Origin of the sequence: Streptomyces roseifaciens (assembly GCF_001445655.1) — a bacterium.
GTDB lineage: Bacteria > Actinomycetota > Actinomycetes > Streptomycetales > Streptomycetaceae > Streptomyces > Streptomyces aureoversilis.
In genome coordinates, this window is sequence record NZ_LNBE01000001.1 from 208,671 (window position 1) to 233,140 (window position 24,470).

Consider the following 24,470-nt stretch of genomic DNA (forward strand, 5'->3'; position numbering starts at 1 on the left):
GGCGAGGATGTCCGGGCGCTCACCCTCAGCACGCTTCGAAGGAACCCTGATCCGGCGGGGCGACCGCGCGTACGACAGAGCCAGGGACGCCGCGGTGTGGAACGGGCTCAAACCGGAGCGCTTCCCCGAGGCCATCGTGCAGGCGGCGTCCGAGCGGGACGTTCCGGAGGCCCTTTCCTACGCACGCTCCGGGGGCTTGCGCATCTCGACGCGTTCCGGTGGACACAACTGGTCCGGCTCCCAGCTCCGCGACGGGAGCCTGCTGATCGACCTCTCCGGGCTCCGGCGGTGCAGCATCGACCCGGGATCGGCGACGGCCGCTGTGGGGCCCGCCGCCACCGGGGAGGATCTGGTCAAGGCGCTGGCTCCGTACGACCTCGCCTTTCCCGTGGGCCACTGCCCTTCCGTCGCGGTGGGCGGATTCCTGCTCAGCGGCGGACTCGGTTGGAACTCTCGCGCCTGGGGACCGTCATGCGCCGACGTCCTGGAGATCCAGGCCGTCACCGCCGACGGCCGGACGGTCACCTGCAGCGAGACCGAGAACCCCGACCTCTTCTGGGCCGCCCGCGGCGCGGGGCCCGGCTTCTTCGCCGTCGTCACCCGCTTCCGGCTCCGCTTGCACCCCCACCCGGGGGCCGTCGTGACCACCAGCCTCACCTTCCCACTGGCCGCAACCGGTCCCGTGGCGGCCTGGGCGGAACAGGTCGCACGCGAACTCCCGGTGAACGTCGAGACGGCTCTCGTCCTCACGGCTTCCGGTGAACCGACCACCACAGCACCGCCCGGTCCGCGGATCCTGGTCGGCATGACCACATTCGCCACGACGCACGAGGAAGCACTTGCCGCTTTCTCGCCCGCCGGGTCCTGCCCCTTCGCCGACAGCATCGTCCTCCGGCAGGAGCCCGAGCCGACGTCGTTCGCCCGCCTGCACCAGGGCACCGGTGCGGCATGGCTTTCGGCGCACCGGTACGCGGCCGACACGCTGTGGTCGGAGGAGTCGTACGAGACGCAACTGAACCGTATGGCCGACGCGGTGGCCCACGCGCCCTCCGGTAATTCTCTCGTGCTCGCGCCGGTGCAGCCCGTATCCGAAGAGCCCGCCCTGCTACGGAACATGGCCTTCTCGCCGCTCGGCGAGTCCTACCTCGTGTGCTACGCGATCTGGAACGATCCCGCTGCGGACGCGACCAACGCGCAGTGGCTGCGGGACGCCATGGCTTCGGCCGATCCGTCGGGGCACGGCGGGCACTACATCGCCGAGACGGACCTGGAAGCCGACGCCTCCCGGGCCCGGCGCTCGTACGCACCCGCCGACTGGGACCGCCTGCAGGAGCTCAAAGCCGCATGGGACCCGGAGAACGTCTTCCACTCCTACCTGGCACCGTGAGCCGAGGGCCCCGGCGGACGCCTCGGATGTCTCGGACGTATCGAGGTGGTCTTTGCCGGCAGCGAGCACGGGCAGCCGGCTGCTGAATCCGGCCGGACCGCGACTGCCGCCGTAACTCCCCGATCGTCCGGTTCGTTATGCGATGGGCGAAGGCCGGAGATGACCACTCGGGCTGCAGACCACTGGGGGACGAGACAGTAATGACACGCATTCTGTTGCACAGCGCTGTCTCGCACGGCACGTCGAAGCGGCCGCCGGGAAGTGGGGAGATCCTGGAGCGGGGGACGGCGCTCGTCGAGCCCGAGCTGCGCCGGATCGTGGCACGGCTTCATCCGTCCGTGGCCAAGGTGTGCCGCTACCACATGGGGTGGGACGCAGAGGGCTCCGAGGGCCTCGTGCAGCGAGCCGGCAAGCGTGTGCGCGCGGCGCTGGCGGTGCTGTCGGTCCGCTCCGTCGGAGCGCCGGAGCGGTTCGCCGCCGTAGCCGGAACGGCCGTCGAGCTCGTGCACCAGCTCTCCCTGCTGCACGACGATGTCATGGACGGTGACACCGAGCGGCGCGGTCGGCCCGCTGCCTGGGCCGCGTTCGGTACGGGCCCGGCCGTGCTCGCCGGTGACGCCCTCGTCGTGCAGGCGGTAGCAGGGATCTTCCAGGCGCAGGCTCCCGGGGCTGCTGCGGCCACCAACGCTCTCATCGTGGCCGTGGAGAAGATGGTGGAGGGGCAGGCGGAGGACCTTTCGCTCGAAGGGTGGTCCGTGAGCGAGGTCTCGCCGGACCAGTACGTGCGCATGGCACGCGGCAAGACCGGCGCCCTCTTCGGCTGTGCCGCGGCCTTGGGCGCCGTGCTGGCCGACGCGCCGGCTCCCGTGACGCAGGCACTCCACTCCGCGGGGAGCGAGTTGGGGGTGGCCTTCCAGATCCTCGACGACATCCTCGGCCTGTGGGGTGAGAGCACGATCACCGGGAAGCCCGTCGGGACGGATCTGATGCGCGGCAAGAAGACGTTGCCCCTGCTGCTTGCGGTCGGCTCCGGCACCGCCGCCGGTCAGCGGCTCGCGGCCCTGCTGGACTCCGGTCCGCCGGCTCCGGCTGACGTCCCCGAAGCCATGCGGCTGCTGGAGGAGACAGAGAGCAGACGACGTGCCGAGGAGATGGCTGTCCGTCACGTGGCCTCGGCAACCGCCGCCCTCGGCGAGGCGGCAATCCCTGCCGACGTGCGGGAACAGTGGCGGCATTTCATCACCGACCTGTCCCGCCGTAGCAGCTGACAGTCACCACGACGACGATCGTTACGCAGGAGGAAGCACTCGCCGTGCCCCGAACCCCGCATGCTCTGCGCGTGCACGACGTACACAAGTCCTACCGGTCGCGCCGCGTGCTCCGAGGCGTCTCGTTCAGCCTGGAGCCGGGCACACTGGCAGGCGTCGTGGGTGAGAACGGCTCCGGGAAGAGCACGCTGCTGCGCATCCTGTGCGGCCAGATCGCTGCCGACTCCGGCGAGGTCGAGCACGGTGGCTCCCTGGGGTACTGCCCGCAGGAGACCGTGCTCAACGACTCCCTCACGGTCGACCAGCACCTGAGCTGGTTCCGGACCGCCTACGACCTGGAGGGGCTCGGCCGGGCCGGGGAACTGCTCGAAGAACTCGGTTTCGCCGAATACCGGCACACCCGTGTGGACGCCCTCAGCGGAGGTACCCGGCAGAAGCTCAATCTCACCCTGGCGCTCATGCACGACCCGGACGTGCTGTTGCTGGACGAGCCGTACCAGGGCTTCGACTGGGAGACGTACCTCCGCTTCTGGGACGTCGCGGCCCGGCTCCGCGAGCGGGGGCGCTGCGTCCTCGTCGTGTCGCACCTGGCCTGGGACACCGAGCGGCTCGACATCGTGCTCCGTCTGCGTCACGGAGTGGCAGCACCGGGGGAGTCCGACGTGAAGCGCGCGGTGACGACGCGAGGGGCGGACCGTTGACCTGGACTCGGAGAGGGCTCCGCACGGGCGCCTCGTTCGCTCTCCTGGAACACGCTCGCAACCATCTCGCCCTGGTGCTGATCGTCGTGTACATCCCCCTCTGGCTGACGCTGGAGCACTTGTTCGTCACCCCGGCGCCGGCGCGGTTCCTGCTGCGCGCGACGGGGCGTACCGTCACCGTCAACGGAAATCATCTGACGATGGTGTCCGGGGCCGTCAACACGGTGACGCTCATCGTCGGCTTCATGATGTTCATCACGACCTTCAAGTCCCTCGCCTTCGACCGCAGGCTCGCGTTCGCCGGCTACCCCCGGACCTTTCTGCTCCTGAGCAAGGTCATTGCCATGACCGTCGCCTCCGCCCTCATCGCGGGTTACACCACGGCCGTCATCTGCTGGTACTGGGATCCCGTCCGGCCGGGGCTCCTCGCGCTCGGTCTGTTCACCGCCGCGGTCGCTTACGGCGGTATCGGCGTCCTCCTCGGCGCCTTTCTGCGCAACGAGCTGGCGGCGCTGTTCGTCATCATCATGGCGAGCCTGCTCGACACCATGCTGCAGAACCCCATGAGCAATACGGGAGCCGACAAGGACGGGCTCCAACTGCTCCCCGGCTACGGTCCGACACAGGTCAGCGTTGCAGCAGGTTTCACCTCCACGGACACCCCGTACGGACACCTCCTGCTCGGCCCGCTGTGGTTCCTGCTCATGTGGGGACTCGGAACCGCCGCCTTCTTCGCTCGCACCCGCAACCACCTCCGAGTGCCCCGGAGCACACAGCCGACAAGGAGACCGACGTGAGCCGCCACGAGATGCACTTCGCCGGACTCTGGAGGGCACCGCTCCCGCCCGGCGTCATGTACGCGAAGCTTGCCGACATCGAGCACTACCCCGAGTGGTGGCCGGCCTTCCGTTCCGTGAAGCAGACCGGCGAACGGGAGTGCGAGATCGTCATCAGGTCGATCATGCCCTACGAGCTGACGGTACGGCTGACACCTCTCGTCCAGGATCCGGTCGAGCGTGTCCTGGACGCGGCACTCGAAGGGGGCATCGCGGGCAACGTGCGATGGCACGTGGGAGACGACGGCGGGCACGGCTGCGTGGCCTCCTTCACCGAGCGCGTCAGCGTCAGGAAGGCCGCGTTGCGGCGCTGGATGCCACTGGCACGCCCGTTCTTCCACCTCAACCACGCCGTGGCCATGCGATCGGGACAGCGCGGTGCCAGGCTGAACAGGTCCGCGTAGGCGTTGCACCGCGTGCGTTGTCAGGCTGGGTGTGCCAGGAGGTCGTCCAGTTCGGCTGTGAAGAACAGGGCGGGGTCGAAGCCCATGTTGGTGAAGTGGCCGGCGAGTTCCAGGGACAGGACGCCGTGCAGGCGGGTCCAGACGGCGAGGGCCCGGTGGAGGGCCGCGGGCGGGGCGGGGTGTCCGTCGGCCCACTCGCGGTGGTCTTCCAGGTGGGCGGTGAACGGAGTCGCGGGGCCGTCCGGGGCGAGCGCCGTGCACGCGTCGAGCAGGGTTTTCATGATCTCGTCGGCGATGCCCGTGATGTCCTCGGGTGCCCGGTAGCCGGGGACGGGGGTGCCGTAGACGAGGAGGTACCGCTGGGGGTCCTCCAGGGCCCAGGCTCGTAGGGCGTGGGCCAGTGCGGCGAGGCCGGCACCGGTGGCGGAGGCCGTGCGGAGGGTCTCGGCGAGGCTTCGGTACGCCTCCCGGACGAGTTCGGTGATCAGCTCGTCGCGGCCGGCGAAGTACCGGTAGAGCGCGGGCCCGCTCATGCCCATCTGTTTGGCGATCGCGTTGAGGGAGAGCGCGGAAGCCCCCGCCGTGGCGATCTGCTCCCAGGCGTACTTCTTGATCTCCGCGCGCACCTGGGTGCGATAGCGCTCCCGTGGGCCGCTCGCGTCCGTCGTCGCCATGGCCTGCCACCTTCCCCGTTTATGTGGCTACACCTTCAAGATGTGGTTAGAGGCTATCACGGACCTGTTGACCCCTCACTTCGCATCGCGTTATAACTTCTAACGAAGGTTCGAGCTTCTAGCCTGCCTGCTAACCGGCTGACAAGGGGAAAATCGTGTCCGGTATCCGCAGCACCCGCGTCCGCGCTGCCCTGTTCACCGTCCCGCTCGTCGCCATCGGCCTCCTCGGCATCGCTGCCGCGCCGGCCGGGGCCGCCGCCACCGCCACTCACCCCGTCAAGTCCCTCACCTGCCGCGGGGAAGGCGTCGACCCCGACGCCCTCGTCCGCTCCCGGACCGAGACCGTCATCCACGCACCGCTGCGCACCATCTGGAAGCTGCAGACCGACGTGGAGCGCTGGCCGTCCTGGCAAGGCGGCATCACGGCCATGAAGCGCCTCGACCATGGTCCGTTCCGCAAGGGTTCGGCGTTCCGGTGGACGACCCCGGTGCCTCCCAACCCCACGACTCCCGCCACCAGCCTGGAGATCACCTCAACCGTCGAACAGCTCAAGCGCGACTCCTGTATCCGCTGGACCGGTCCCGCGGTCGCCGAGGGTCTGCGCATCGACGGCGTCCACGTATGGAACTTCACCCGGGTCAAGGGCGGCGTCCGTGTGAGCACCGAAGAGACCCATACCGGTGCCGAGGTCGAAGCGGACGTCCCTGCCGCGACCGAAATCCTCCACCAGGGCCTCGAAGCATGGCTGCGCGACCTCAAGACCACCGCCGAAGCCACCACCCACAACCGGCCGCACTGAACGAACAGCCAGCCCCGGACCTATGCCGCCGTTCCCCTCGGCCTCATGCGAGAGGAGGGCGGCGGCGACGCCCGGACAAGCCCTAGCGCGGCACGGTGTCGTCCGCCTCGAACGGGCCGCCGTGGCCGGGCACGATCAGGTCGGCGGCGGCCAGCACGCGAAGCCGGGAGGCGCGCAGTACCTCGCGGTCCGGGGCGACGGGGTCGTCCGCCGGCCCTTCCGAGTGCCACCACAGGTCGCCGGCGAACGCCACCACGCCGGAGTCCGTGCCGGCCAGGAGCGTGATGTCCTCGGGGCTGTGTCCCGGAGTGCGGATCAGCCGGAGCGACGGGGTCAGTTCGTAGCCCTCCGCGTCCCGGTTCTTCCACTGGTCGCCCCGGTACTCCACCTTGTGGTCATGGACCCGGGCCCGGCCGAACAGGCCCACGTTCATGGTGTTGTCCGGGTGGTGGTGGCTGAGCACCACGTCGGTGATGTCGTCGGGCCCGAGCCCCAACTCCGCGAGCGGGCCGAGGATGTGGTCGCGGTGGGCCACCATGCCCGGGTCGAAGATGACATGCCGGCCGGCGTCGGAGACGTACGAGACGGTGGCGGCGACTCCGGGTCCGGTGGAGCCGACGTAGCCGGTGGTCAGGATCGTGTACACGGCGCTGCGGCCGAGCGGTGCGTCTGTCATGGCCTCAATGCTTCCGGGCCGGCCTGCCGTTCACGAGTGGCACATCTGCCGCTGATCGCAGGTTTCGTGCCACACTGCTCACGTGCCTCCTTTCGCTACCGTCGCCGCGTACGCCCCGCCCGGAGTCGGCATGCTGGCCGTCGGCATCGTCACCGAGGTGTTCGCCCCGCGCGGGGAGGGGCTGCCCGGCTTCGACTTCGCCCTGTGCACCGACCGGCCCGGGCCGGTCCCCACCGACGTCGGCGTACCGATCGCCATCGAGCACGGCCTGGACCGGCTGGCCGCAGCCGATCTGGTGATCGCCCTGCCATGGGCCGATTTCCGCACCCCGCCCGGTCCCGCCGTGCTCGACGCGCTGTCGGCCGCACACGAACGCGGTTCGCTGGTCGCCGCCCACTGCGTCGGCGCGTTCGCGCTCGCCGCCGCCGGGCTGCTCGACGGCCGACGCGCCACCACCCACTGGCGGTTCGCCGAACTGCTGGCCCGTCGCCACCCGGCCGTCACCGTCGAACCCGACGCCCTCTACATCGACGAAGGGCGGATCACCACGGGAGCGGGAGCCGCCGCGGGCTTCGATCTGTGTCTGCACCTGCTGAGGCGGGAGTACGGAGCCGCGATGGCCAACGCCATCGCCCGGGACATGGTGCTGCCCGCCCACCGCGACGGCGGGCAGGCGCAGTACCTGGCCGCTCCCGTCCCGGAGAACTGCCAGGACGAGCGGCTCGCCGAGGTGCTCGCCTGGGCCCGCGAGCACCTCCACGAACCGCTTCCCGTCGCGGAGCTGGCCCGTCGCGCCGTGATGAGCAAACGCTCCTTCGCCCGCCGCTTCGCCGCCGCCACCGGAACCACCCCGCACGCCTGGCTCCGCGGCCTGCGACTGAGCAGCGCCGAGGAACTCCTGGAGACCACGGACCTGCCGGTCGAGGAGATCGCCCGCCGCGTGGGATACGGGAGCGCGGCCGTCCTGCGCGAACAGTTCGTGCGCCGCCGGGGAGTGCCACCCCGCTCCTACCGCCGCTCCTTCACCAGCGCGCCGTAGCGGATCACGTGAAGCGGGACAAGAGCGATCGGTGTGCTCAATCGACGTGTGCGGTCAGGGCCGCGTCGACCGCAGCCTCCGCATGCAAGCGGGCGGTGGGGAAGAGCGGTACGGGGCTGTCGTCGGCGCCGATGAGGAGCTCGATCTCGGTGCACCCCAGGATGACGCCCTCGGCACCCGCGTCGACGAGCTCCTCGACGACCTTGCGGTAGGCCGCACGCGACTCGTCGCGGACGACGCCCATGCAGAGCTCCTCGTAGATCACCCGGTGAACGAGCGCACGTCCCTCGGAGTCCGGGACGCACACGTCGAGCCCGCCGGCCGCGAGGCGGCCCCGGTAGAAGTCCTGCTCCATGGTGAACGCGGTGCCCAGCAGCCCCACCCGGCGCAGCCCCGCGGCGCGGACGGCGGCTGCGGTGGCGTCCGCGAGGTGCAGGAGCGGGACCGAGGTCGCGGCCTCGACGGAGTCCGCGACCTTGTGCATGGTGTTGGTGCAGATGAGCAGCAGATCGGCGCCGGCCGCTTCCAACGACCGGGCGGCGTCGGCCAGGACCTCGCCGGCCTCCGCCCAGCGCCCCTGGACCTGCAGCTGCTCGATCTCCGCGAAGTCCACGGAGTGGAGCACGCAGCGGGCCGAATGGAGACCGCCGAGCCGCTCGCGCGTCCGCTCGTTGAGGATCCGGTAGTACTCCGCCGTCGACTCCCAGCTCATCCCGCCGATCAGCCCGATCGTCTTCATGCCCGTGTCCACGCCCATGCTCCTGCTCCTTGTACGGCACCGCGTTCACACGAACCATAAGGCAGCAGGCGGATGTGTCGCACTCTCATAAGAGTTGCTTTGAGTGCTTCAAGGTGTGGCTTGCCAGAAGTCGGTTGCAGACAGCGGACTTGCGAATGGGATTTCCTACGGGGTGCGGAACCGACCACCACTGCGCAGGTCTTCCTCGATCATGGCTGCCGGGCCCGCCGCCAGGCGCTGCCGGAGGCGGTCCTCGTTGGCGGGCCGCTCCGGCCCTGCGACGTAGTGGCGGGGGTGTTCCAGATGGAGGCAGGCGAGGGAGGCGCCGGTGTGCCAGAGGCGGATCAGCGGGGCGCGTGAGACGAGCTTCACCAGCAGGTCGTCGTCCTCGCAGCCCCAGCCCGCGTAGGCCGCACAGTATCCGCCGATCTCTGCGAACCGGTCTGCCGGCAGCAGGAGTTGCCCCCAGTGGAAGGGCGCCTGACGCTGCATGTACTTCGGGAGGCCGGGATCGTACGCGGCCCGTGGCGGCCAGACCATCGGGGTGGGCACCTGCAGAGCGCCCACTCCCAGTACTTCCCATTCGAGCCGTTCACCGGTGTCGGGGACGAGGGCCGGACCGGGCGCCGCCCTGACGTAGCATGACCGCCCGACCGTCGCCGTCACCCGCATGCCGACGGCTTCCGCGAGAACGGTGCCGGTACGGGCGAGGGCCTCGACACCACCGGGAAGCCGGTACATCCAGGGCTGGGCGAGAGCAGCGTCTCCCGCCAGGTCCAGGCACCGCCGCAGATAGTCCCGGCCGAGCGGGAGGACGTCGGCGTCCGTCAGGCACAGGAGGGGCGAGCGGGCAGCGGCGGCGGCGATGTTGCGCAGCACGCCCGCCGACCGGATGCCCGGGTCGGCGCGGATCACCCGTACCCCCGGGAGGACTGCGGCGAGGTCCCCGGCAAGGTCCCCCGCGGTCGCGATCACCACCTCGCAGGGTACGTCCTGCGCCAGCCAGGCCCCGGCGACGGTGGCGAGGCAGGCGCGGCCCCGGTGGTCCCCGTAGAGCGGGATGGCGATGGTCACTTCGGGCATGAGGGACCCTCCTGCAGGGTGCGGCGCCGACGGGCCGAGTGGCTGATCTCGATGCGGTTCTTCCAGAGGTGCAGGAGGTGGTGGCAGGCGGCGGGGCCCTGTGCGGCCACCAGGTCTGCGTGCTTGGCGAGGATGTACTGGTGCTCTTCGAGGAACAGCTCGCCGGGGGAGGCGAAGGTGAGCGATGCGGCGTGCCGCCGGTAGGAGAAGAGGACACGCGGGATGACGTCGCCCGGGTGCCCGGCGCGCTCCAGCCGGATGAGCAGTTCCACGTCGTCGAGGGTGGGCAGCCGCTCGTCGTAGCCGCCGATCGCGGTCAGCGCCGAGCGGCGCAGGAGGCGGGTGCGTTTGCCGCCGGTGTTGAGGAAGGGCATCAGGCCGGGGACGGTGCCGAGGGGTGCGTCGACCGTGTCCACGAGGTCGAAGTGCCTCACGTAGCAGGTGACATGGCCCAGATCGGGGGCGCGGCGCAGGGCGGCCACGGCGGTGGCGACACAGTCGGGCTGCAGCAGGTCGTCCCCGTCGAGCGGGAGGATGAACTCCCCGCGCGCCGCGGCGACGCCCGCGTTGTAGGCCGATCCGGGACCGCCGTTGGGCTTGTCGACCTTGACGACGCCGGTCAGTGCGTCGAAGGCGGCGCGGGTCGCGGGGTCGGTGGAGCCGTCGTTGACGACCACGACCTCGACCCGCGGGTGGGTCTGCGCGCGGACGGAGGCGAGGGTGTCGGGCAACCAGCGGCCCTTGTTGTAGACGGCGATCACGACGGAGACGGTGGGGAGCATGCCGCCGGCGGATCCGGTCCGCGGGGGGCGGCGCGCTTCGCGGTAGTGGCCGACGAGCCGTCGAGCGGCGTCGACGGGGTCACCGTAGGCCCGGGCGGCGGCGGGCGCGCGGCGTGCCGCCTCGCCCAGGAGCCGGTGGTCGTCGCCGGTGAGCCGGCCCAGCAGGCGGGCCAGCGCGCCCGGGTCGTCCGCGGGGGTGATGAAACCGGCCCCCTGGTCCGTGACCACCTCCGCCGTGCCACCGCCGGAGGTACACACCACCGGGCAGCCGTGGCTCATCGCCTCCAGCGCCTCGTACGGGCAGTTGTCCCAGCGGGCCGGGACCACGCAGAGGCGGCTGTTCCGCCAGAGGTGCGCCCGGTCGGGTACTTCCGCGGGGTCGAGGAAGGAGACGCGTCCGCGCAGCGGCCCGGTGACGAGCCGGGCGAGGTGCTGGTCGTAGGGGAGCCCGAGCCGCCGGTGGGCGCTCCGGGGGCCGAACAGGGTGAAGGTGACGTGCGGGTCGGCGCGGGCGAGGCGGGCGGCTGCGGCCAGGAAGACGTCGGCTCCGCCCAGGGGGCTCAGCGGGCCCGCGAACGTCACCTGCCGGGGGCCCGCGGACGTCACTTGGAGGTCGGCTTGGGGGATGGGGCAGGGGCTGTAGCGGCACCTGCTGTTGAGCGCCCGTGCGTATCCGGCGACGCGTCGCGAAGGGAGCAGCAGCAGGTCGGCGTGGCGCAGGCAGTAGTCCTCGGCGTATGCGGCCATCGCCCGGTCGGTGTCGCCCGGCTGCTCCCCGCTGAACGGAGCGGTCAGCGCGGCGGGTGCGTGCAGCCGTACGGTGAGCGCAGTGTCCGGGAACTCGCCGAGCAGGCGCTTGGCCCGGATCGTGGTCAGGCCCTCGCCGTCGCGGTCGGCGAACTCCACCGCGTCGAGGCCGGGCCCTGTGGTGGCGAGGGTCCGCAGGGCCCGGTAGACCCGGTCGGCGTGGGCGTGCGCCGGTGTCAGGTAGGTGTGGCTCTCGTCCGGTGCCGGCAGCGGAACGGCCTGGAGTCCGTGGCGCCCGGCGGTCGCGAAGTCCCCGGTGGCCGCCAGCAGACGGACGGAGTGGCCTTCGCGCACCAGCTGCCGGCCGGCGTTGAGGACGTAGCGGCTCACCTGGTCCCACGACGGGGAGAAGTCGCGTACGACCAGGGCCACCCGCAGGCTCGGTCGCACGCCGGCCCCCGCCTCCGCCCTCACCGCCGGCGGTAGCACTGGTCGCCCACCGCCATGATGTCGACGCCCCGCTTCTGGCAGTAGTGCGTCAGGTCGGACATGTGGTTGATGAATCCGTGACCGTTGAAGTTGAGCGAGGTGTTGCACAGCACCCCCGCCCCGTACTGCGCGGCGAAGGCCGAGAGCAGGGTGTGCAGGGCGGCGTTGTCGCCGGGCGAAACGGTCTGGACGCGGGCGGAGCCGTCGACGTGGGTGACGGCGCGCAGGTCCACGGAACGCACCTTGCGGAAGTAGAGCATGTACGGGTCCTCGAAGCCGCCGTGGAAGAGGGCGTCGGTGTCCTCCACGCGGCAGCAGGGCGCGATGGGCCGGTAGTCCTCCCGCTTCTTGATGGCGTTGAGCCGCTCCTTCGTGCTCTCCCGGAACGGTTCCGCGAGCAGCGAGCGATGGCCGAGCGCGCGTGGCCCGATCTCCCAGCGGCCCTGGACCCAGGCCACCACCGCGCCCTCGCCGATGGCCCGGGCCAGGGAGGCGTGGTCGAGCGCGGACCGGTGCCACACCGCCGGGTCGGGCTCGGTGTCGTGGACGAAGTCCAGGCCGCTGTAGACGTTCCAGTCGAGGTGCGGGTCACCGGTGAGCGCGGCCAGGGCGTCGGCGGCGGTGCCGATGGCCGAGCCGGAGTCGTTGGTGACGGGCGGCACGAACACGGAGGAGAAGTGACCGAGGTCGGCCCACAGGGCGTTCCAGTCGCAGTTCAGCCCGCAGCCCCCGGAAATGAGCAGCGGTGTGCCGGCGGGCAGGTGCGTGCGGGCGGCGTCCGCGAAGATCCCGAAGAGCCGGTTGCTCAGCAGGGCTGCCGCGGCTTTGGTCTGCGGTGACTCGACACCGGCGTCGTAGAGCGGGGTGTCCCGGAAGGCTTCCTTGGGCGGCGGATAGACGGACGGCAGGGCGAGGATCCGGTCGACCGCCCGTACGATCTCCCGGTCCGCGTCGCCGGGTTCCGCGTAGGCGGCCAAGGCCATCAGCTTTCCCGCATCCCCCAGGCGGGGCGCCGCGGCCCGCGGCTCGAAGGAAGGGTCGGCGACGGCGTAGAGGAAGGCGTAACGGCCGCCCGGCTCGTCGAGCACCGGAATGTGCCGCACGACGCGGCCGTCACGGTCGACGACGTAGAAGGCGCCGGTCGCACCCTCCCACACCAGGACGCTGCGCAGTTCGGCGTCGTCCGGAGGCGCCATGCCCAGCGCCATCATGATGTGCGAGCGCTCGTGCGACGAGGAGAAGTAGCGGACGTCCTTGCCGAAGAAGCGCAGCGGGCGCTGTTCGACGGCGTGATGGCCCGCGTACCCGGCGCCGATGGGGCGGTGACCCAGCGGCCTCTGGTGCTGCCAGCCGCCGAGGGCGACGACGTCGGGCAGGTCCCCGGCCAGCTCGGCAGCTTCCAGTAGACCCGTGGCGTCCATGGGGGCGTAGCGCCTCCCCGAATCCTTCTCTGCCTCCAGCGAGTACAGCAGTTTCCTGTCCCGCACGATGGCGATCGTGCCGTCGTGACCCGGCTTCACGGCGAATATCAGCATTTCCTGCTCCTCGGCGGTCGGACAAGAACTGCTCTTTGCGTTTCCCCGCGGGGTGCCGCCCCTGCGCCATGGCCGAAAAGCCCACGGCCGTGTTCTCCGGACCCGGGCCGGGACCTATCGTCCCGGGGATGACCCGGAATTCGACTGAGGTGAGTGTGGTAATTCCGCTCTACGGGCGGCACCCGGGGCGGTTGAGCATCAGTGCGGTGGTCGCGGCCTGGCTGGCCCAGGACGTGCCCTGCGAGGTGATCGTCGCGACCGCGGGAGAGCAGGCGCTCGGCGACGCCGGCGGCGCCCGGCTGCTGCGCGCCTCGCCCGGACTGCGAGCGCCGGGACTGCTGCGCAACGCGGCCGCGGCGGTGGCGGCCGGCCGGATGCTCTATCTCTCCGACGCCGATGTGGCGCCGCTGGGGCGCGACTACCTGAGCCGGGCGCTCGCAGCGGCCCGGGCCCGGGACGGCGCCTGGGCACAGCCGTGGATGTACCGGATCGACAGGCCCGCGGACGGCACCGGGGTGGTGGACCTGCGCCCCGGGCCTGCGGTGGGCGGCCGGCCGTATTGCACGGCGACCGTGGACTCCGGCGGGACCCTGCGGCCCTGCCCCGGTGAGGTCATCACCCGCCGGCGCATGCTGCACTGCGGTGCCGTCACCACCGAGGTCCCCGTGATGTACCCGCCGCCCGGCACGTCCCCGGACCCCGCCGACCGGCGGGACTGGCGGGCGCCCTTCCACTGGGGTGCGATGCTGCTCGAGCGCCTGCTGTTCGAAGAGGTCGGCGGCTACTGCCGGCGCTATTACGGCTGGGGCTGCGAGGACGACGACCTGTTCGTGAAGGTCGCCTCCCGCGTCCCGGTCTCCCTGGCCTGGGACGAGAGCGGCACCGGCATCACCTGTCTGCACTTCGAGCACCCCTACCCGTACAGCGGCACGCCCGAGCGGGAGGCCAACAGCGCCCTGTACTCGCGGCGGACGGCCGGGGGGCCTGCCGCGATGATCGAGCAGGACCTCGCCGACGCACGAACGGTGGTGGCCCGTGCCTGAGCCGTCCCTGGTGCCCGAACCGGCCCCGGTGCCCGAGCCGCACCCGGCGCCCGAGCCCGCCCCCGTACCCCCATCCGTATCCGTACCCGAACCGACCCTGGTCTTCCTCCTGGGCATCACCAAGCGCAGCGGCACCAACTTCCTCTTCGACCTGCTCAGAGAGCACCCGGACATCGAGATGCGCCCTCCCCTCTGGGAGGACTACGTCCTGGAACGCATCGGTCCGGTCGCCGACTTCGCCGCCGGGCTGACCGGTCTCTGGCGGGACTGGTGGGACATGGACCAGAGCGAGGCCGACCGCTTCGTACGGGCCATCGGCGCAGGCATCGAGTCCTATCTGACCGAGGACGCCACCACCCGCTTCGTCCTCCTCAAGACTCCGACCCCCGCCAACCTCCATCTCGCCCCGCTGCTGTTCCCCCGCTCCCCGTTGATCCTTCTCGTCCGCGACGGCAGGCAGGTCGTCGACTCGGCCCGCCTCAGCTTCGGCACCGGCGAAGAGGAGACCACGTGGCGCTGGGCGGACGGCGGGCGGCAGATCCTCGGCTTCCTCGCCGACGCCGGGCAGTCGCGCGAGCCCGGACCTGCCCGGTTGCTCGTGCGGTACGAGGACCTCGTCGCCGATACCGAAACCCAGCTGCGGCGGGTCTTCGGCGCGCTCGGGGCGGACCCGGAGACCTACGACTACGCCCGTGCCGCGAACCTGCCGGTACGGGGTTCGTCCGTCGTGCGCGGCGGTGCGCGGCAGGTCCACTGGGAACCGGTGGCCCGGCCGGAAGACTTCGATCCGCTGACCCACCACCCCGCGTGGGAACCGGAGCGGCTCGCGGCCTTCGCAGCGGTCGCGGGCGACGTGCTGGAGGCCTTCGGCTACCCGCCGCTGAACGAGCCCCCCGGCCGCGCGCGCGGCGCTCACCGGATCAGCTCGTAACACTCGACACCCGGCCGTCCCGGACCGCTGACGCGCCGCAGCCGGTGCCGGGGCAGCCGCCGCTCGCCCGGCGGCTGCTGCAACAGGTTGCGGTAACGGTCGAGTGCCTGCTCCAGGCGTGCGCGTTCGGCCGCCCGGGGCACATGCCGGCCCTCGTGCCGCAGATGGAAGGAGACCCACTCCAGCGCCGGAACGACGTAGGTGCCACGCGCCGCCATCAGGGCGCCGAAGGCCAGGTCCTCCGCGCCCCAGTGGGTGCCGTACTCCTCGGGGAAGCCGCCCGCCGCCACGGCGTCGGCGCGCTTCACACAGAGACTGTGACTGCTGACCATTCCGGGCAGGTCCCAGAAGCCGATGGCCCGGCCGTGCCCGAAGTCCTTGAAGTACCGGCTCTCCCGGACCGGTTCGAAGGACGTGCGGTCGCAGTGCGGCACGTCCGGATCGGCGGTGACCAGCAGGTAGCGGTCGCCGCCCCGGTTGCTGAGCCAGCGCCAGTCGCGCTCGATACGCGGTGGGGGCGAGCCGTCCGGGGCGAAGAAGACCTCGGGCCCGGTGTTGTCCCGGAAGCCGGTGAACAGACAGCCCTCCGTGTGCTGCTGGCGCAGCGCCAGCAGGGCGGTCATGGCCGGGGGCACCCGTATGTCGTCGTCCAGGAAGACCACTGTGGAGCCCGCGGCCGCGGTCAGCCCGACGTTGCGCGCCGGGCCCGCCCCCAGGTTGACCGGACTGCGGACCACGGTCACCGGAACCGTGAGGCCCGCGTCCAGCACCACCCGGTGCACCGGCGGCTCGGAGCCGTCGTCCACCACGATCACCTCGAAGCCGCGCCAGAGCTGGGCCTCCAGGCCGGCCAGCGTCCCGGCGAGCGGGCGCCCGCCGTTGTACGTGGCGACGACCACCGAGACCGGCTCCGAGATCCCCTCGGGGACCCGGTCGATGGGACCCGCCAGACCGAAGCCGGTACGGGCGCGGAAGGACCGTTCGACCCCGGAGTAGTCGTTGTCGTGCGCCCGCAGGCCCTCCAGCACGGTGACCGGTGCGGCCCGCCCGGTCACGACCGCCGGACCAGGTAGGGCGGCATGGCCAGCAGATCGATGTCCGGGCTCTCCACCATGAGTTCCACCGCCTGGCCGGGGGTGAGGACCATCGGCCTGCCCTTGGTGTTGAGCGAGGTGTTGATCACCCCGGGAAGCCCCGTCTCCTCGCCGACCGCGGCCAGCAGCGCTCCGAACCCGGTGTCCGCCGCGGGCACGACCTGTGCACGCGTCGTTCGGTCCACGTGGACCCCCGCGGGGGCGTGCTCGATGCGCTCGCGGCCGACCAGGTGCATGTTGAGCATGTAGTCGCTCAGGCCCTGGACCGGGGGCTCCATGTCCAGCTCGCGGAAGCCCTCGGCGGTGAGGGAGAGCGCCGCCGGCCGCCAGGCCTCACGGCCCTTGACCCGGTTGAGCCGGTCCAGCGTCGTACGGTGGCGGGGCGAGGCGAGCAGGCTGCGGGCGCCCAGCGCGCGCGGCCCGAACTCGTTCGGCCCGTCGAACCAGGCGACCACCTCGCCCTGCGCGATCGCGGCTGACACCTCGGCCGTCAGCTGCTCCTGGTCCAAGGCGACCGCGGTACAGCCGGCGCGCTGCAAGGCCTGCTCGACGGCCCCGGCCGGCACCGGCGGCCCGAAGAAGACCGGCTGTCCCGCCTCGGCCGGCAGCGGCGGCGGCATGGTGCCGCCGTACAGGCCTTCCGCGAGCAGCGCGGCACCGAAGACCGTGCCCCCGTCATTGGGCGCGACCGTACCGGAGACTCTGGCGTATCCGCTCTCCAGCGCGATCCTGCGGTTCATGTGCGCGTTGAGTGCGACCCCGCCCGACAGCAGCAGAGTGTCCTCACCGGAGAGCCGCCGCGCCCGGGCGGCCAGAGCGAGCCCGGCCTCCTCCACGGTCAGCTGGACGTCGGCGGCGAAGGGGGCGTAGTCGAAGGCGTTGGCCGAGGATGCGGTGTACGGGAAGACGTTCTCCTCGAAGGCGGCGAGCCACTGCTTGCCCAGCTTGCCCCAGCTGGGAGCGGTGGCCAGATCGCCCCGCAGCCGCCGGTCGAGCGAGAACCCGCCGGTCGCAGCGTCGAAGGTCATGAACCGCATGTCGCTGGTACGGCCGTAGGAACTGAGCCCCATCAGCTTGCCCGCACCCCAGAAACCGAGCTTCGAGTACGCCGCCGCCGCTCCGTAGAACATGCCCAGCGACCAGCACTTGCCGTAACGCTCCAGGAGCCGGAAGCGGCCGTCGTCCACGTGGAAGAGGGAGGTCGAGCCGTCGCCGCCCCAGCCGTCGGCGACCAGGATGTCGGCCCTTCCGTACGGGTTGAGGAAGTAGGCACCCGCGGCGTGGCACAGGTGGTGGTCGAAGAAGGTGATGTCGCGGGTACCCAGCTCGGACGCCAGGCCCGGCAGGATCGTCTCGGTCAGCGCGTCCGTGACATGGACTCCGCAGGGTATGCCGGGGGCTTCGGTGGCCGGCGTGCCGGGAGGGGCGTCCGCCCAGGCGTAGCCGATCGCCTGGATCTCGCGGGGATGCACCCCGAAGGCGTCCAGCAGCACCCGAACGGCATCCTGAGGACCTTCGCCCGGTGCGTGCCGGCGGCGGCTGACGCGCTCCTGCTCCAGCGCACCCACCACCGTGCCGTCGACGGCGAGGCAGACCGCGCCGTCGTGACAGCCGGGCACATCGGGTCGGCCGACGAGACCGAGGACGATCATTCATACCTCCTGGTGGAATTCACCCGTCGCACCAGAGTGATGCGGCACACTGGCACCGGCCCCGCACACATGTGTTGAATGGCTCCTTATCCCCCTCTCTTCGGCCGATTCGGCGGGCTTGCGGAAGGGGTGGAAGAGGCCGGGCAGCGGTGTCGGATATGGGGCTTCGGGGGGCTTGCGCCCGAAGCGTGGTGCGATGGATTTCGGCTGCCGCAGCGGTTTCCCCGGGCGGATCGGGAAGGCCGTCCGGGCATGGACACGTCCTGACAACCATGGCCGTGCAGGCCCGCATGCGCGGGTTCGCCGAGGACGTCATCGACATGGCTCAGGTCCGCGAGTTCACCACTGCCCTCGCCCCCTGGCGGCGCGAGCCGGCCGTCCGTGGGTTCATCCACCGGACTCGTAAGGACCTCGGAATCGCTGCCTGGTTACTCACCGGGGCGGGGGCTGGGTGGGCAGCCGTCAGCTCCGCCTGCAGCCGCCGCTTCCATCCAGGCGGGGTGTGCCACAGCGCAGTACGGACGGATGAGCTTGCGGATGGGACCGTTGGCCGTGTAGAGGTCGGTGGGTGGACCCTGTCGTGCCCCTGCAGTACATCCCCCCGCCTGGCGCGCCGCTGCGCGGCGGAGAACCGTTCACCGGCGCGGAAGGAGCAACCGTCCTCGACTTCTGGCGGTACGCCTTTCCGGATCTGAAGACCAACACCACCCGGGGCCTGCTTGCGGAGTTCCTCGTACACCGCGCTGTCGGTGCACAGCAGAGGAACCAGGAGTGGGAGAGCTTCGACGTGCTGACCGCCGACGGGCTGAGAATCGAGGTCAAGAGCAGCGCCTACCTCCAGGCATGGGGCCAGCGCGAAGTCACTAGGATCGTCTTCGATCGGCTGCGAACCCGCACCTGGAATCCGCAGACCGGTGACGCGGCCGAGCCCAGCTTCAACGCCGACGTGTACGTCTTTGCCGTGCACACTGCCATCAGCCACGAAGAATACGACCCCTTGGACGTCGGCCAGTGGCAGTTCTACGTCGTCCCCGGCCCCGTAATCGAAGCCAAAGGCACGAAGAGCCTGGCCCTGAATTCCGTCCGAGCCCTGGCCGGGGATCCCGTCCCCTACTCGGGCCTGGCTGCCCGGATCCGCGCCGTCGACCCCCGTGCCAGGTCAACAGTCCCTCGCAGGGGCTCCTTGGGGCCGTAGGCAGGGCTGACCGGCTCACTGCCGGGACACTGAGCTGCGACGAGGGCGGCTGCGGCCACGGCCTCCGCCCCCTCGGAGCTGGTGCTCATGCGGCCATGTGTGCCGTGTGGGGGAGTGTTGTGCCGCCTGTAGGCGTGAAAGCTGAGGGGGAGGCTTCGGGTGCGCCCCGCGCGCCCTCCCGTACGTGCGCAGAGGAATGATTCAGTAGCGCTCTGTGACGATAGTGTGCGGTGTGCCGACGCCTCATCGAAGGCTTGTTCTGGCGTCCGCCCGCACTGAATGAGCGGAGGCCGTCATCAGCAGCGCGACCCGGATCAGCAGGCGGCTCGGTATTGCCGGTGCGGTTCTGACGGCGGTGGCCATCGCCGCCTCGCCGGCAGGCGTAGGCCACGCCCTGGCGGAACACGGCTGTTTCGACCGCGCGAGAGAGCCGTACACCTCGGTGGTCGACAGTCACCTTCACTTCCGTCCGTTCGGTGGCCGGCCGGTTCCGTTCGAGGAGCTCAACGGCTATCTGAGCAAGAGCGGCGTCCGCTACGCGAGCGTCTATGGCATCGGGCAGATGCTGCCGACGGACTCCGGCTGCACCTACTACCTCAACTGCCCCGGCACCCCCGTGGTGCCGAGCATGAAGAATGACTTCGCCAACGCCGTGAACTACCTGGAGGCGAAGCCCAAGGATCCCGATCTCGCGCTCTCCATGACCTTCATGGACCTCAACCACCCCGAGACCATCCCGCCCGGGATCGCGCTCTACGACAAGGAGTTCCCGGGGATGTTCCGGTGGGCGGGGGAGGTGAACCTCGTCAAGCAGGCGCTGTTCCCCAATCACCACACGTCCGCGACGAGCGAGAACATCAAGAACTGGGCGCCGTTCATGAAGGTGCTGCGGGACCGGGGGATCCCGATCACCATCCACTCGGATCTCGGCAGCGACAAGGAACCTGTGAAGTACCTCCACCTGATGGAGGAGACGCTCAGGCGCTACCCGCAGAACAAGATCGTGTGGGCGCACATGGGGCTGTCCAAGGAGCTGTCCACCATGGACCCCGACGAGCACATCTCCATCATGACGAGGCTCCTGGACGCCCACCCCAAGCTGGATCTGGACCTCAGCTGGCGCGTCCTGGAGGACCAGTACTTCAGCAAGCCCGGCGTCCGGCAGAAGTACGCCGCGTTCCTCGACCGGTATCCGACCCGGGCCATTCCCGGTACCGACTTCGTCGCGTCCCGGGACAAGGACTACAAGGTCTACGAGCAGGAGCTCGAGGTCACCAGCCGCATCAACAAGGCCTTGGGCGACAAGGCGTTCCGCCACATCGCCCTCGGGCAGAACTACTTCCGGCTGCTCGGCCTGAAGAAGGAGGCTCCGGAGGTGTGCGGGGCGGGGTGACGCCCCCATGGTGTCCGCCGGGTGAGTGGATCGGCGTGCCGTGCCGGAAGACGGGGTGCTCGCATCCCGTCTTCCGGCACGATCAGCCGTGGGTCGGCCGTCCGTCAGCAGTGGTCGACGGGTTCGGCCGCGGTGAGTTCGTACGACGCCCTGGCGTCCAGCAGCAGCGGTACCAGGGACCGCAGCGGCTGGCGCAGCGGGACCAGCGCTCCGCCTGCGGGTGACGGGACGGTTTTGATGCCGTGCAGGGCGAGTTCGTCCTGAGTGTCCGCGTACTGCTCGGCGGTGAGCCGGTAGGCGCAGGGCGGGTCGGGGAGGGTCTGGCCGGGGGGTGGGGGTTCGTTGTCGGCGCCGCCGAGGTGGACCGGGCCCCGGTCGGCGAAGCCTTTGGCGCGTGCTGCGGCCGTGGCCGAGGTGATCTGCCTGCGTCGTTCGTCCGCGAAGGCGAACGTTCCGTCGAGAGCGGCGAGGTGGGACCGCACGCGGCGCCGGTTGTTCAGGGCCGGGTCCGCTTTTTCCGCTTCCGTCATCGGGTTGACGCGGCTCTCGATGAGCAGGCCGATCGCGTGCTTGATGCCGGAGGTGTTGCGCAGGATGCGCTCCTGTCCGTCGCCGGCGACCTGTTTGACGGGGTCGCCGGTGGCGGGGTCGGTCCAGATGCCGTAGGTGCCGGTGCTGTGCCCGGCGTCGTGGGCGGTGGGGCGCACATAGGCCCCCGAGAGGGTCTGTGCCTCCCGGTGCACGCGGGGATCGGTGTTGAGGTTGCGGGGCCAGAGGTCGAACAGGTCCTTGTCGTAGTACGGCGGGGTGGCGCCGTACTCGTGCAGGTCGTAGACGATGTCGGGCCGGTGGTCCCGGATGACGGCGGCCAGGGCGCGGCTCTCGGCGGTCTTGAGAGCGAGGTGGTCGCGGTTGATGTCGACTCCGTCGGCGTTGGTGCGCTTGTCGGCGGCGCGGCCGTCGGGGTTGGCGGTGGGGACGACCAGAACAGTGGTGCGTGCGAGGAAGCGCAGCGTGGCCGGGTCCGTGGCGTGGGTGAGGTCGCGGATGCGGGTGAGGCAGGCTTCCCGGCCGGCGGGTTCGTCGCCGTGCTGGCTGCAGACGAGCAGGAGGGTTTCGGCCGTGTGGTGGGCCGGACCGATGCGGACCAGCTGGAGCGGTCGGCCCTGGCGGGTGGTGCCGATGCGGCGGACGGCGACGCGGTCGCTCGACCGGTCGAGGGCGGCCAGGAGGCGCTGTTCCTCGGCCTGGCCGGTCCAGTGAGCTCCGTTGCTGCGTTCGAAGCCGGTTTCGAGGCCGGTACGCGGCGGGGTGCGAGCGGCTTGCGCGGGCGTCTGGACGAGAGTCAGGGCGAGCGCGGCGGTGGCGAAGCCGATGGCGAGGGTGCGGATACGGGCCGTCCTCGGTGGGCGCCTTCGGGGCCGGGAACGGCTTGCCGGCCGAAGGGGGCGGCGTACGGCCGCCGTCACGAGCGATCTGTACGTCATGCGGGTGCTCCGCGCGCGTCTCCCCATGGGGCGCAAAGTACTCCGGTCCACTCCTGCGCAACAGAGCGCCGAGCCTGTCGTCCCGCCCCCGTGAGCTCCTGTGCCCTGGCCGCAGGGGCGGCCAGGGCACAGGGCCGACGTCAGGAGCTCGTGAGGATGACGAGCTGCTGGGTCGCGCGGGTCATCGCGACGTAGCGGTCGACGGCTCCTTCGATGCCCTCGCCGAACGTCTCCGGGTCGATGAGGACGACCAGGTCGAACTCGAGCCCCTTCGACAGCGACGGCGTCAGCGACCGGACGCGGGAGGTCGCCCGGAACGTGGGGTCGCCGATGACGCAGGCGATTCCGTCGGCATGCGCAGCGAGCCAGGCATCGAGGACCTCGTCCAGATCCGTAACGGATCCGTGGACGACGGGGATGCCGCTGCTGCGGATGGAGGTCGGCACGTTGGCGTCCGGGAGCGCAGCGCGGATGGCCGGCTCGGCCTCCGTCATGACCTCTTCCGGCGTGCGGTAGTTGATGCTCAGGGAGGTCACGTTGATCCGGTCGAGCCCGACCCGCTCGAGCCGCTCCTGCCACGACTCCGTGAACCCGTGCCTTGCCTGGGCGCGGTCACCGACGATGGTGAAGCTCCGGGACGGGCAGCGGAGCAGCAGCATCTGCCACTCGGCGTCGGTCAGTTCCTGGGCCTCGTCCACGACGATGTGCGCGAACGGGCCGGCGAGCAGGTCCGGTGTGGTGCCGGGCAGCGCGCTCTCGTCGATCAGGGTGTCCTGCAGGTCCTGTCCGTGCAGCATCCCCATCGCGCCTTCGCTCTCGTCGATGACGACGTTCTGCAGCAGGCTGTCGATGGCGGCGGACCTGCGCGCACGTTCGGCGGCGACAGAGGCGTCGTGCCGGCGCTTGCGTACGGACGCCCTCGGGTCGCCGAGCCGCTGCCGTGCCGCATCCAGGAGGGGCAGGTCGGACACCGTCCAGGCCTGGGCGTCCTCGCGCTGCAGTTGGCGAACGTCGTCGGGGCCGAGCCAGGGAGCGCACTTGCGCAGGTAGGCGGGCACCGACCACAGATCTCCGACGAGGTCGCTCGCCTCGATCATCGGCCACGCACGGTCGAGGGTCCCGGTCAGCTCGCGGTCCTGCAGCAGCGACCTCCGGAGCAGCTCGGGCGGGGCGTCGCTGTCGTCCTCGTCCATCAGTATGGTGATCAGCTCCTCCCGTATCTGCTCGCGCGCCTCGTTGTGCGGAGTGCCGGGTTCCACCGCTTCGAACGCCGCCGCCCAGTCGGCGGCGCTCAGCCGGAGGTCGGACCCCCAGGGGGTGGTGATCGTCATTCCCTTGGTGGGCGGCTCCTCGTAGAACCTGACGGCCGCCTCGATCGCCTTCACCATGTCCGCGGACGACTTGAGAAGGGCCACGCCCGGGTCGGTCTCGACCGCTGCTCCGGCTCCTTCGGTGACGAGGTCGCGCAGGGTGCAGGTCTGCACGCCCTCCTCGCCGAGGCTGGGCAGGACATCGGCGACGTAGGCCAGGTAGGGCTGGTGCGGACCGACGAACAGCACGCCACCCCGGCGGTGACCGAGGCGGGGGTCGGAGTAGAGGAGGTGGGCGGCGCGGTGCAGGGCGACGACGGTCTTGCCCGTACCCGGACCGCCGTCGACGACCAGAGCGCCGCGGGATCCCGCCCGGATGATGGCGTCCTGGTCGGCCTGGATGGTGGAGAGCACGTCGCGCATCCGGGCCGAGCGGTTGCTGCCCAGGCTGGCGATGAACGCGGACTGGTCGTCGAGCGCGGCGTGCCCCTCGAGCCCGTCGGCGGTGAACACCTCGTCCCAGTAGTCGCCGATCCGGCCGCGGGTCCAGCGGTACCTGCGGCGGCTCGCCAGACCCATCGGGTTGGCGTGGGTCGCCGCGAAGAACGGCTCGGCCGCGGGGGAACGCCAGTCGAGCAGCAGCCGGCGCCCCGTGCTGTCGGTGAGGCCGAGGCGTCCGATGTACACGGGCTCGGGGCTGTCCGCGGGGACGATGTGTCCCAGGCACAGGTCCAGGCCGAAGCGGCGCAGGGTGCGCAGGCGACTGGTCAGGCGGTGGATCTCCGCGTCCCGGTCCATCGCCTCCCGGCCGATGCCGCCGGGCGCCTTGCGCGCGACTTCGAGGCGGTCGGTCAGCTCGGCGATCGCCTGCTCGAGGCTCGCGGAGATGGCCGCGAAGTGCTGCTCGTCGCCTGCGATCAGAGCCGGGTCGGCCTTGGGGGAGAGGTGGTCGGGAAGGGCGAACGCGCTGGTGGTCAGCGAGTTCATGTCATCAGCCACACGCACTTAGTGGATCTCCGATTTCGGCAGGTTCTGAGCTGGGTCCGTGATTGTGCCCCACTGCCGGGGCCTTGCCGCAAGGCCCCCTGTGCGCTATAAGTTAAGAGTGGCAAGGAGTGGGTACACCTCCTTGCCTTCGTCGTCCGCTCCGGACGGCCAATCCCTCCGCGCATCGGCGGCGATGCCGGGGTCGGTTTCCGAGACTG

21 protein-coding genes and 1 pseudogene are annotated in these 24,470 nt (G+C 70.8%); 11 read left to right on the forward strand and 11 right to left on the reverse strand.

From position 1 onward, the window contains the following. The first annotated feature begins 7 nt into the window (after window positions 1–7). The 5 genes from AS857_RS00850 to AS857_RS00870 all read left to right on the forward strand — a co-directional run bounded on the left by AS857_RS00850 (window position 8) and on the right by AS857_RS00870 (window position 4,596). Entirely contained in the window at window positions 8–1,387 is a 1,380-nt protein-coding gene (locus AS857_RS00850) for an FAD-binding oxidoreductase (protein ID WP_058041135.1), read from the forward strand. Between the two features lie 200 nt (window positions 1,388–1,587). Then, window positions 1,588–2,655 (forward strand): polyprenyl synthetase family protein, encoded by a 1,068-nt coding sequence (locus tag AS857_RS00855; RefSeq protein WP_063804126.1) that lies wholly within the window; start codon window positions 1,588–1,590, stop codon window positions 2,653–2,655. A gap of 65 nt (window positions 2,656–2,720) precedes the next feature. Continuing rightward, the gene (locus tag AS857_RS00860) at window positions 2,721–3,356 is read left to right on the forward strand and encodes an ABC transporter ATP-binding protein (protein WP_058041315.1); all 636 of its coding nucleotides are present in this window, start codon (window positions 2,721–2,723) and stop codon (window positions 3,354–3,356) included. Then, window positions 3,353–4,153, forward strand: a complete 801-nt coding sequence (locus AS857_RS00865) for an ABC transporter permease (protein ID WP_058041136.1) — start codon at window positions 3,353–3,355, stop codon at window positions 4,151–4,153. Before AS857_RS00860 ends, AS857_RS00865 begins: the two co-directional genes overlap by 4 nt. Next, window positions 4,150–4,596 carry an SRPBCC family protein gene (locus AS857_RS00870; protein ID WP_079109959.1) on the forward strand — a complete coding sequence of 149 codons (447 nt, stop codon included), beginning with the start codon at window positions 4,150–4,152 and terminating at the stop codon, window positions 4,594–4,596. Before AS857_RS00865 ends, AS857_RS00870 begins: the two co-directional genes overlap by 4 nt. A gap of 20 nt (window positions 4,597–4,616) precedes the next feature. On the opposite strand, the gene AS857_RS00875 is transcribed toward AS857_RS00870, so the two are convergent. After that, on the reverse strand, window positions 4,617–5,270 hold the full coding sequence (locus AS857_RS00875) for a TetR/AcrR family transcriptional regulator (protein ID WP_058041137.1): 654 nt from the start codon (window positions 5,268–5,270) through the stop codon (window positions 4,617–4,619). Window positions 5,271–5,425: 155 nt separating this feature from the next. Here AS857_RS00875 and AS857_RS00880 point away from each other — a divergent pair, with 155 nt between their 5' ends. After that, the gene (locus AS857_RS00880; protein WP_058041138.1) at window positions 5,426–6,070 is read left to right on the forward strand and encodes an SRPBCC family protein; all 645 of its coding nucleotides are present in this window, start codon (window positions 5,426–5,428) and stop codon (window positions 6,068–6,070) included. A gap of 82 nt (window positions 6,071–6,152) precedes the next feature. On the opposite strand, the gene AS857_RS00885 is transcribed toward AS857_RS00880, so the two are convergent. Beyond that, window positions 6,153–6,746 (reverse strand): MBL fold metallo-hydrolase, encoded by a 594-nt coding sequence (locus AS857_RS00885; RefSeq protein WP_058041139.1) that lies wholly within the window; start codon window positions 6,744–6,746, stop codon window positions 6,153–6,155. A gap of 130 nt (window positions 6,747–6,876) precedes the next feature. On the opposite strand from AS857_RS00885, the gene AS857_RS00890 reads away from it, so the two are divergent. Further along, a complete protein-coding gene (locus AS857_RS00890; protein WP_058041140.1) occupies window positions 6,877–7,785 on the forward strand; it encodes a GlxA family transcriptional regulator in 909 nt (302 codons plus the stop codon). A gap of 37 nt (window positions 7,786–7,822) precedes the next feature. Here the strand turns inward: AS857_RS00890 and AS857_RS00895 are convergent, their stop codons facing one another. From AS857_RS00895 to AS857_RS00910, 4 genes are all read right to left on the reverse strand, one after another. Continuing rightward, a complete protein-coding gene (locus tag AS857_RS00895) occupies window positions 7,823–8,524 on the reverse strand; it encodes an aspartate/glutamate racemase family protein (RefSeq protein WP_058041317.1) in 702 nt (233 codons plus the stop codon). 165 nt (window positions 8,525–8,689) lie between these two features. Next, window positions 8,690–9,607 (reverse strand): galactosyltransferase-related protein, encoded by a 918-nt coding sequence (locus tag AS857_RS00900; protein WP_058041141.1) that lies wholly within the window; start codon window positions 9,605–9,607, stop codon window positions 8,690–8,692. Next, entirely contained in the window at window positions 9,595–11,586 is a 1,992-nt protein-coding gene (locus AS857_RS00905; RefSeq protein WP_160330161.1) for a glycosyltransferase, read from the reverse strand. Before AS857_RS00905 ends, AS857_RS00900 begins: the two co-directional genes overlap by 13 nt. A 20-nt stretch (window positions 11,587–11,606) precedes the next feature. Then, window positions 11,607–13,160, reverse strand: a complete 1,554-nt coding sequence (locus AS857_RS00910) for a carbamoyltransferase C-terminal domain-containing protein (protein ID WP_058041143.1) — start codon at window positions 13,158–13,160, stop codon at window positions 11,607–11,609. 191 nt (window positions 13,161–13,351) lie between these two features. On the opposite strand from AS857_RS00910, the gene AS857_RS00915 reads away from it, so the two are divergent. Together AS857_RS00915 and AS857_RS00920 are read left to right on the forward strand one after the other, a co-directional pair. Further along, window positions 13,352–14,203: a galactosyltransferase-related protein gene (locus AS857_RS00915; protein ID WP_144440675.1), complete on the forward strand. Its 852-nt coding sequence runs from the start codon at window positions 13,352–13,354 to the stop codon at window positions 14,201–14,203. Then, window positions 14,196–15,134 carry a sulfotransferase family protein gene (locus tag AS857_RS00920; RefSeq protein ID WP_058041145.1) on the forward strand — a complete coding sequence of 313 codons (939 nt, stop codon included), beginning with the start codon at window positions 14,196–14,198 and terminating at the stop codon, window positions 15,132–15,134. The genes AS857_RS00915 and AS857_RS00920 overlap by 8 nt, the downstream gene beginning before the upstream one ends. Here AS857_RS00920 and AS857_RS00925 read toward each other — a convergent pair. After that, complete coding sequence (locus AS857_RS00925; RefSeq protein ID WP_058041146.1) at window positions 15,116–16,189, reverse strand: glycosyltransferase family 2 protein; 1,074 nt, start codon at window positions 16,187–16,189, stop codon at window positions 15,116–15,118. The genes AS857_RS00920 and AS857_RS00925 overlap by 19 nt on opposite strands. Further along, a complete protein-coding gene (locus tag AS857_RS00930; RefSeq protein WP_079109961.1) occupies window positions 16,186–17,880 on the reverse strand; it encodes a carbamoyltransferase C-terminal domain-containing protein in 1,695 nt (564 codons plus the stop codon). Before AS857_RS00930 ends, AS857_RS00925 begins: the two co-directional genes overlap by 4 nt. 580 nt (window positions 17,881–18,460) lie before the next feature. Here AS857_RS00930 and AS857_RS39745 point away from each other — a divergent pair. After that, window positions 18,461–19,075 (forward strand): hypothetical protein, encoded by a 615-nt coding sequence (locus AS857_RS39745; RefSeq protein ID WP_058041149.1) that lies wholly within the window; start codon window positions 18,461–18,463, stop codon window positions 19,073–19,075. On the opposite strand, the pseudogene AS857_RS42505 reads toward AS857_RS39745, so the two are convergent. Continuing rightward, a pseudogene (locus AS857_RS42505) lies at window positions 19,054–19,146 on the reverse strand (DUF4259 domain-containing protein); the annotation flags it as partial. The gene AS857_RS39745 and the pseudogene AS857_RS42505 overlap by 22 nt on opposite strands. 284 nt (window positions 19,147–19,430) lie before the next feature. Here AS857_RS42505 and AS857_RS00945 point away from each other — a divergent pair. Further along, window positions 19,431–20,468: an amidohydrolase family protein gene (locus AS857_RS00945; RefSeq protein WP_245699523.1), complete on the forward strand. Its 1,038-nt coding sequence runs from the start codon at window positions 19,431–19,433 to the stop codon at window positions 20,466–20,468. A 104-nt stretch (window positions 20,469–20,572) separates the two neighbouring features. Here AS857_RS00945 and AS857_RS00950 read toward each other — a convergent pair whose 3' ends face one another. Beyond that, a complete protein-coding gene (locus AS857_RS00950) occupies window positions 20,573–21,955 on the reverse strand; it encodes a M14 family metallopeptidase (RefSeq protein WP_107105476.1) in 1,383 nt (460 codons plus the stop codon). A 140-nt stretch (window positions 21,956–22,095) separates the two neighbouring features. Continuing rightward, a complete protein-coding gene (helR, locus tag AS857_RS00955; protein WP_058041151.1) occupies window positions 22,096–24,252 on the reverse strand; it encodes an RNA polymerase recycling motor ATPase HelR in 2,157 nt (718 codons plus the stop codon). Between the last annotated feature and the right edge of the window lie 218 nt (window positions 24,253–24,470).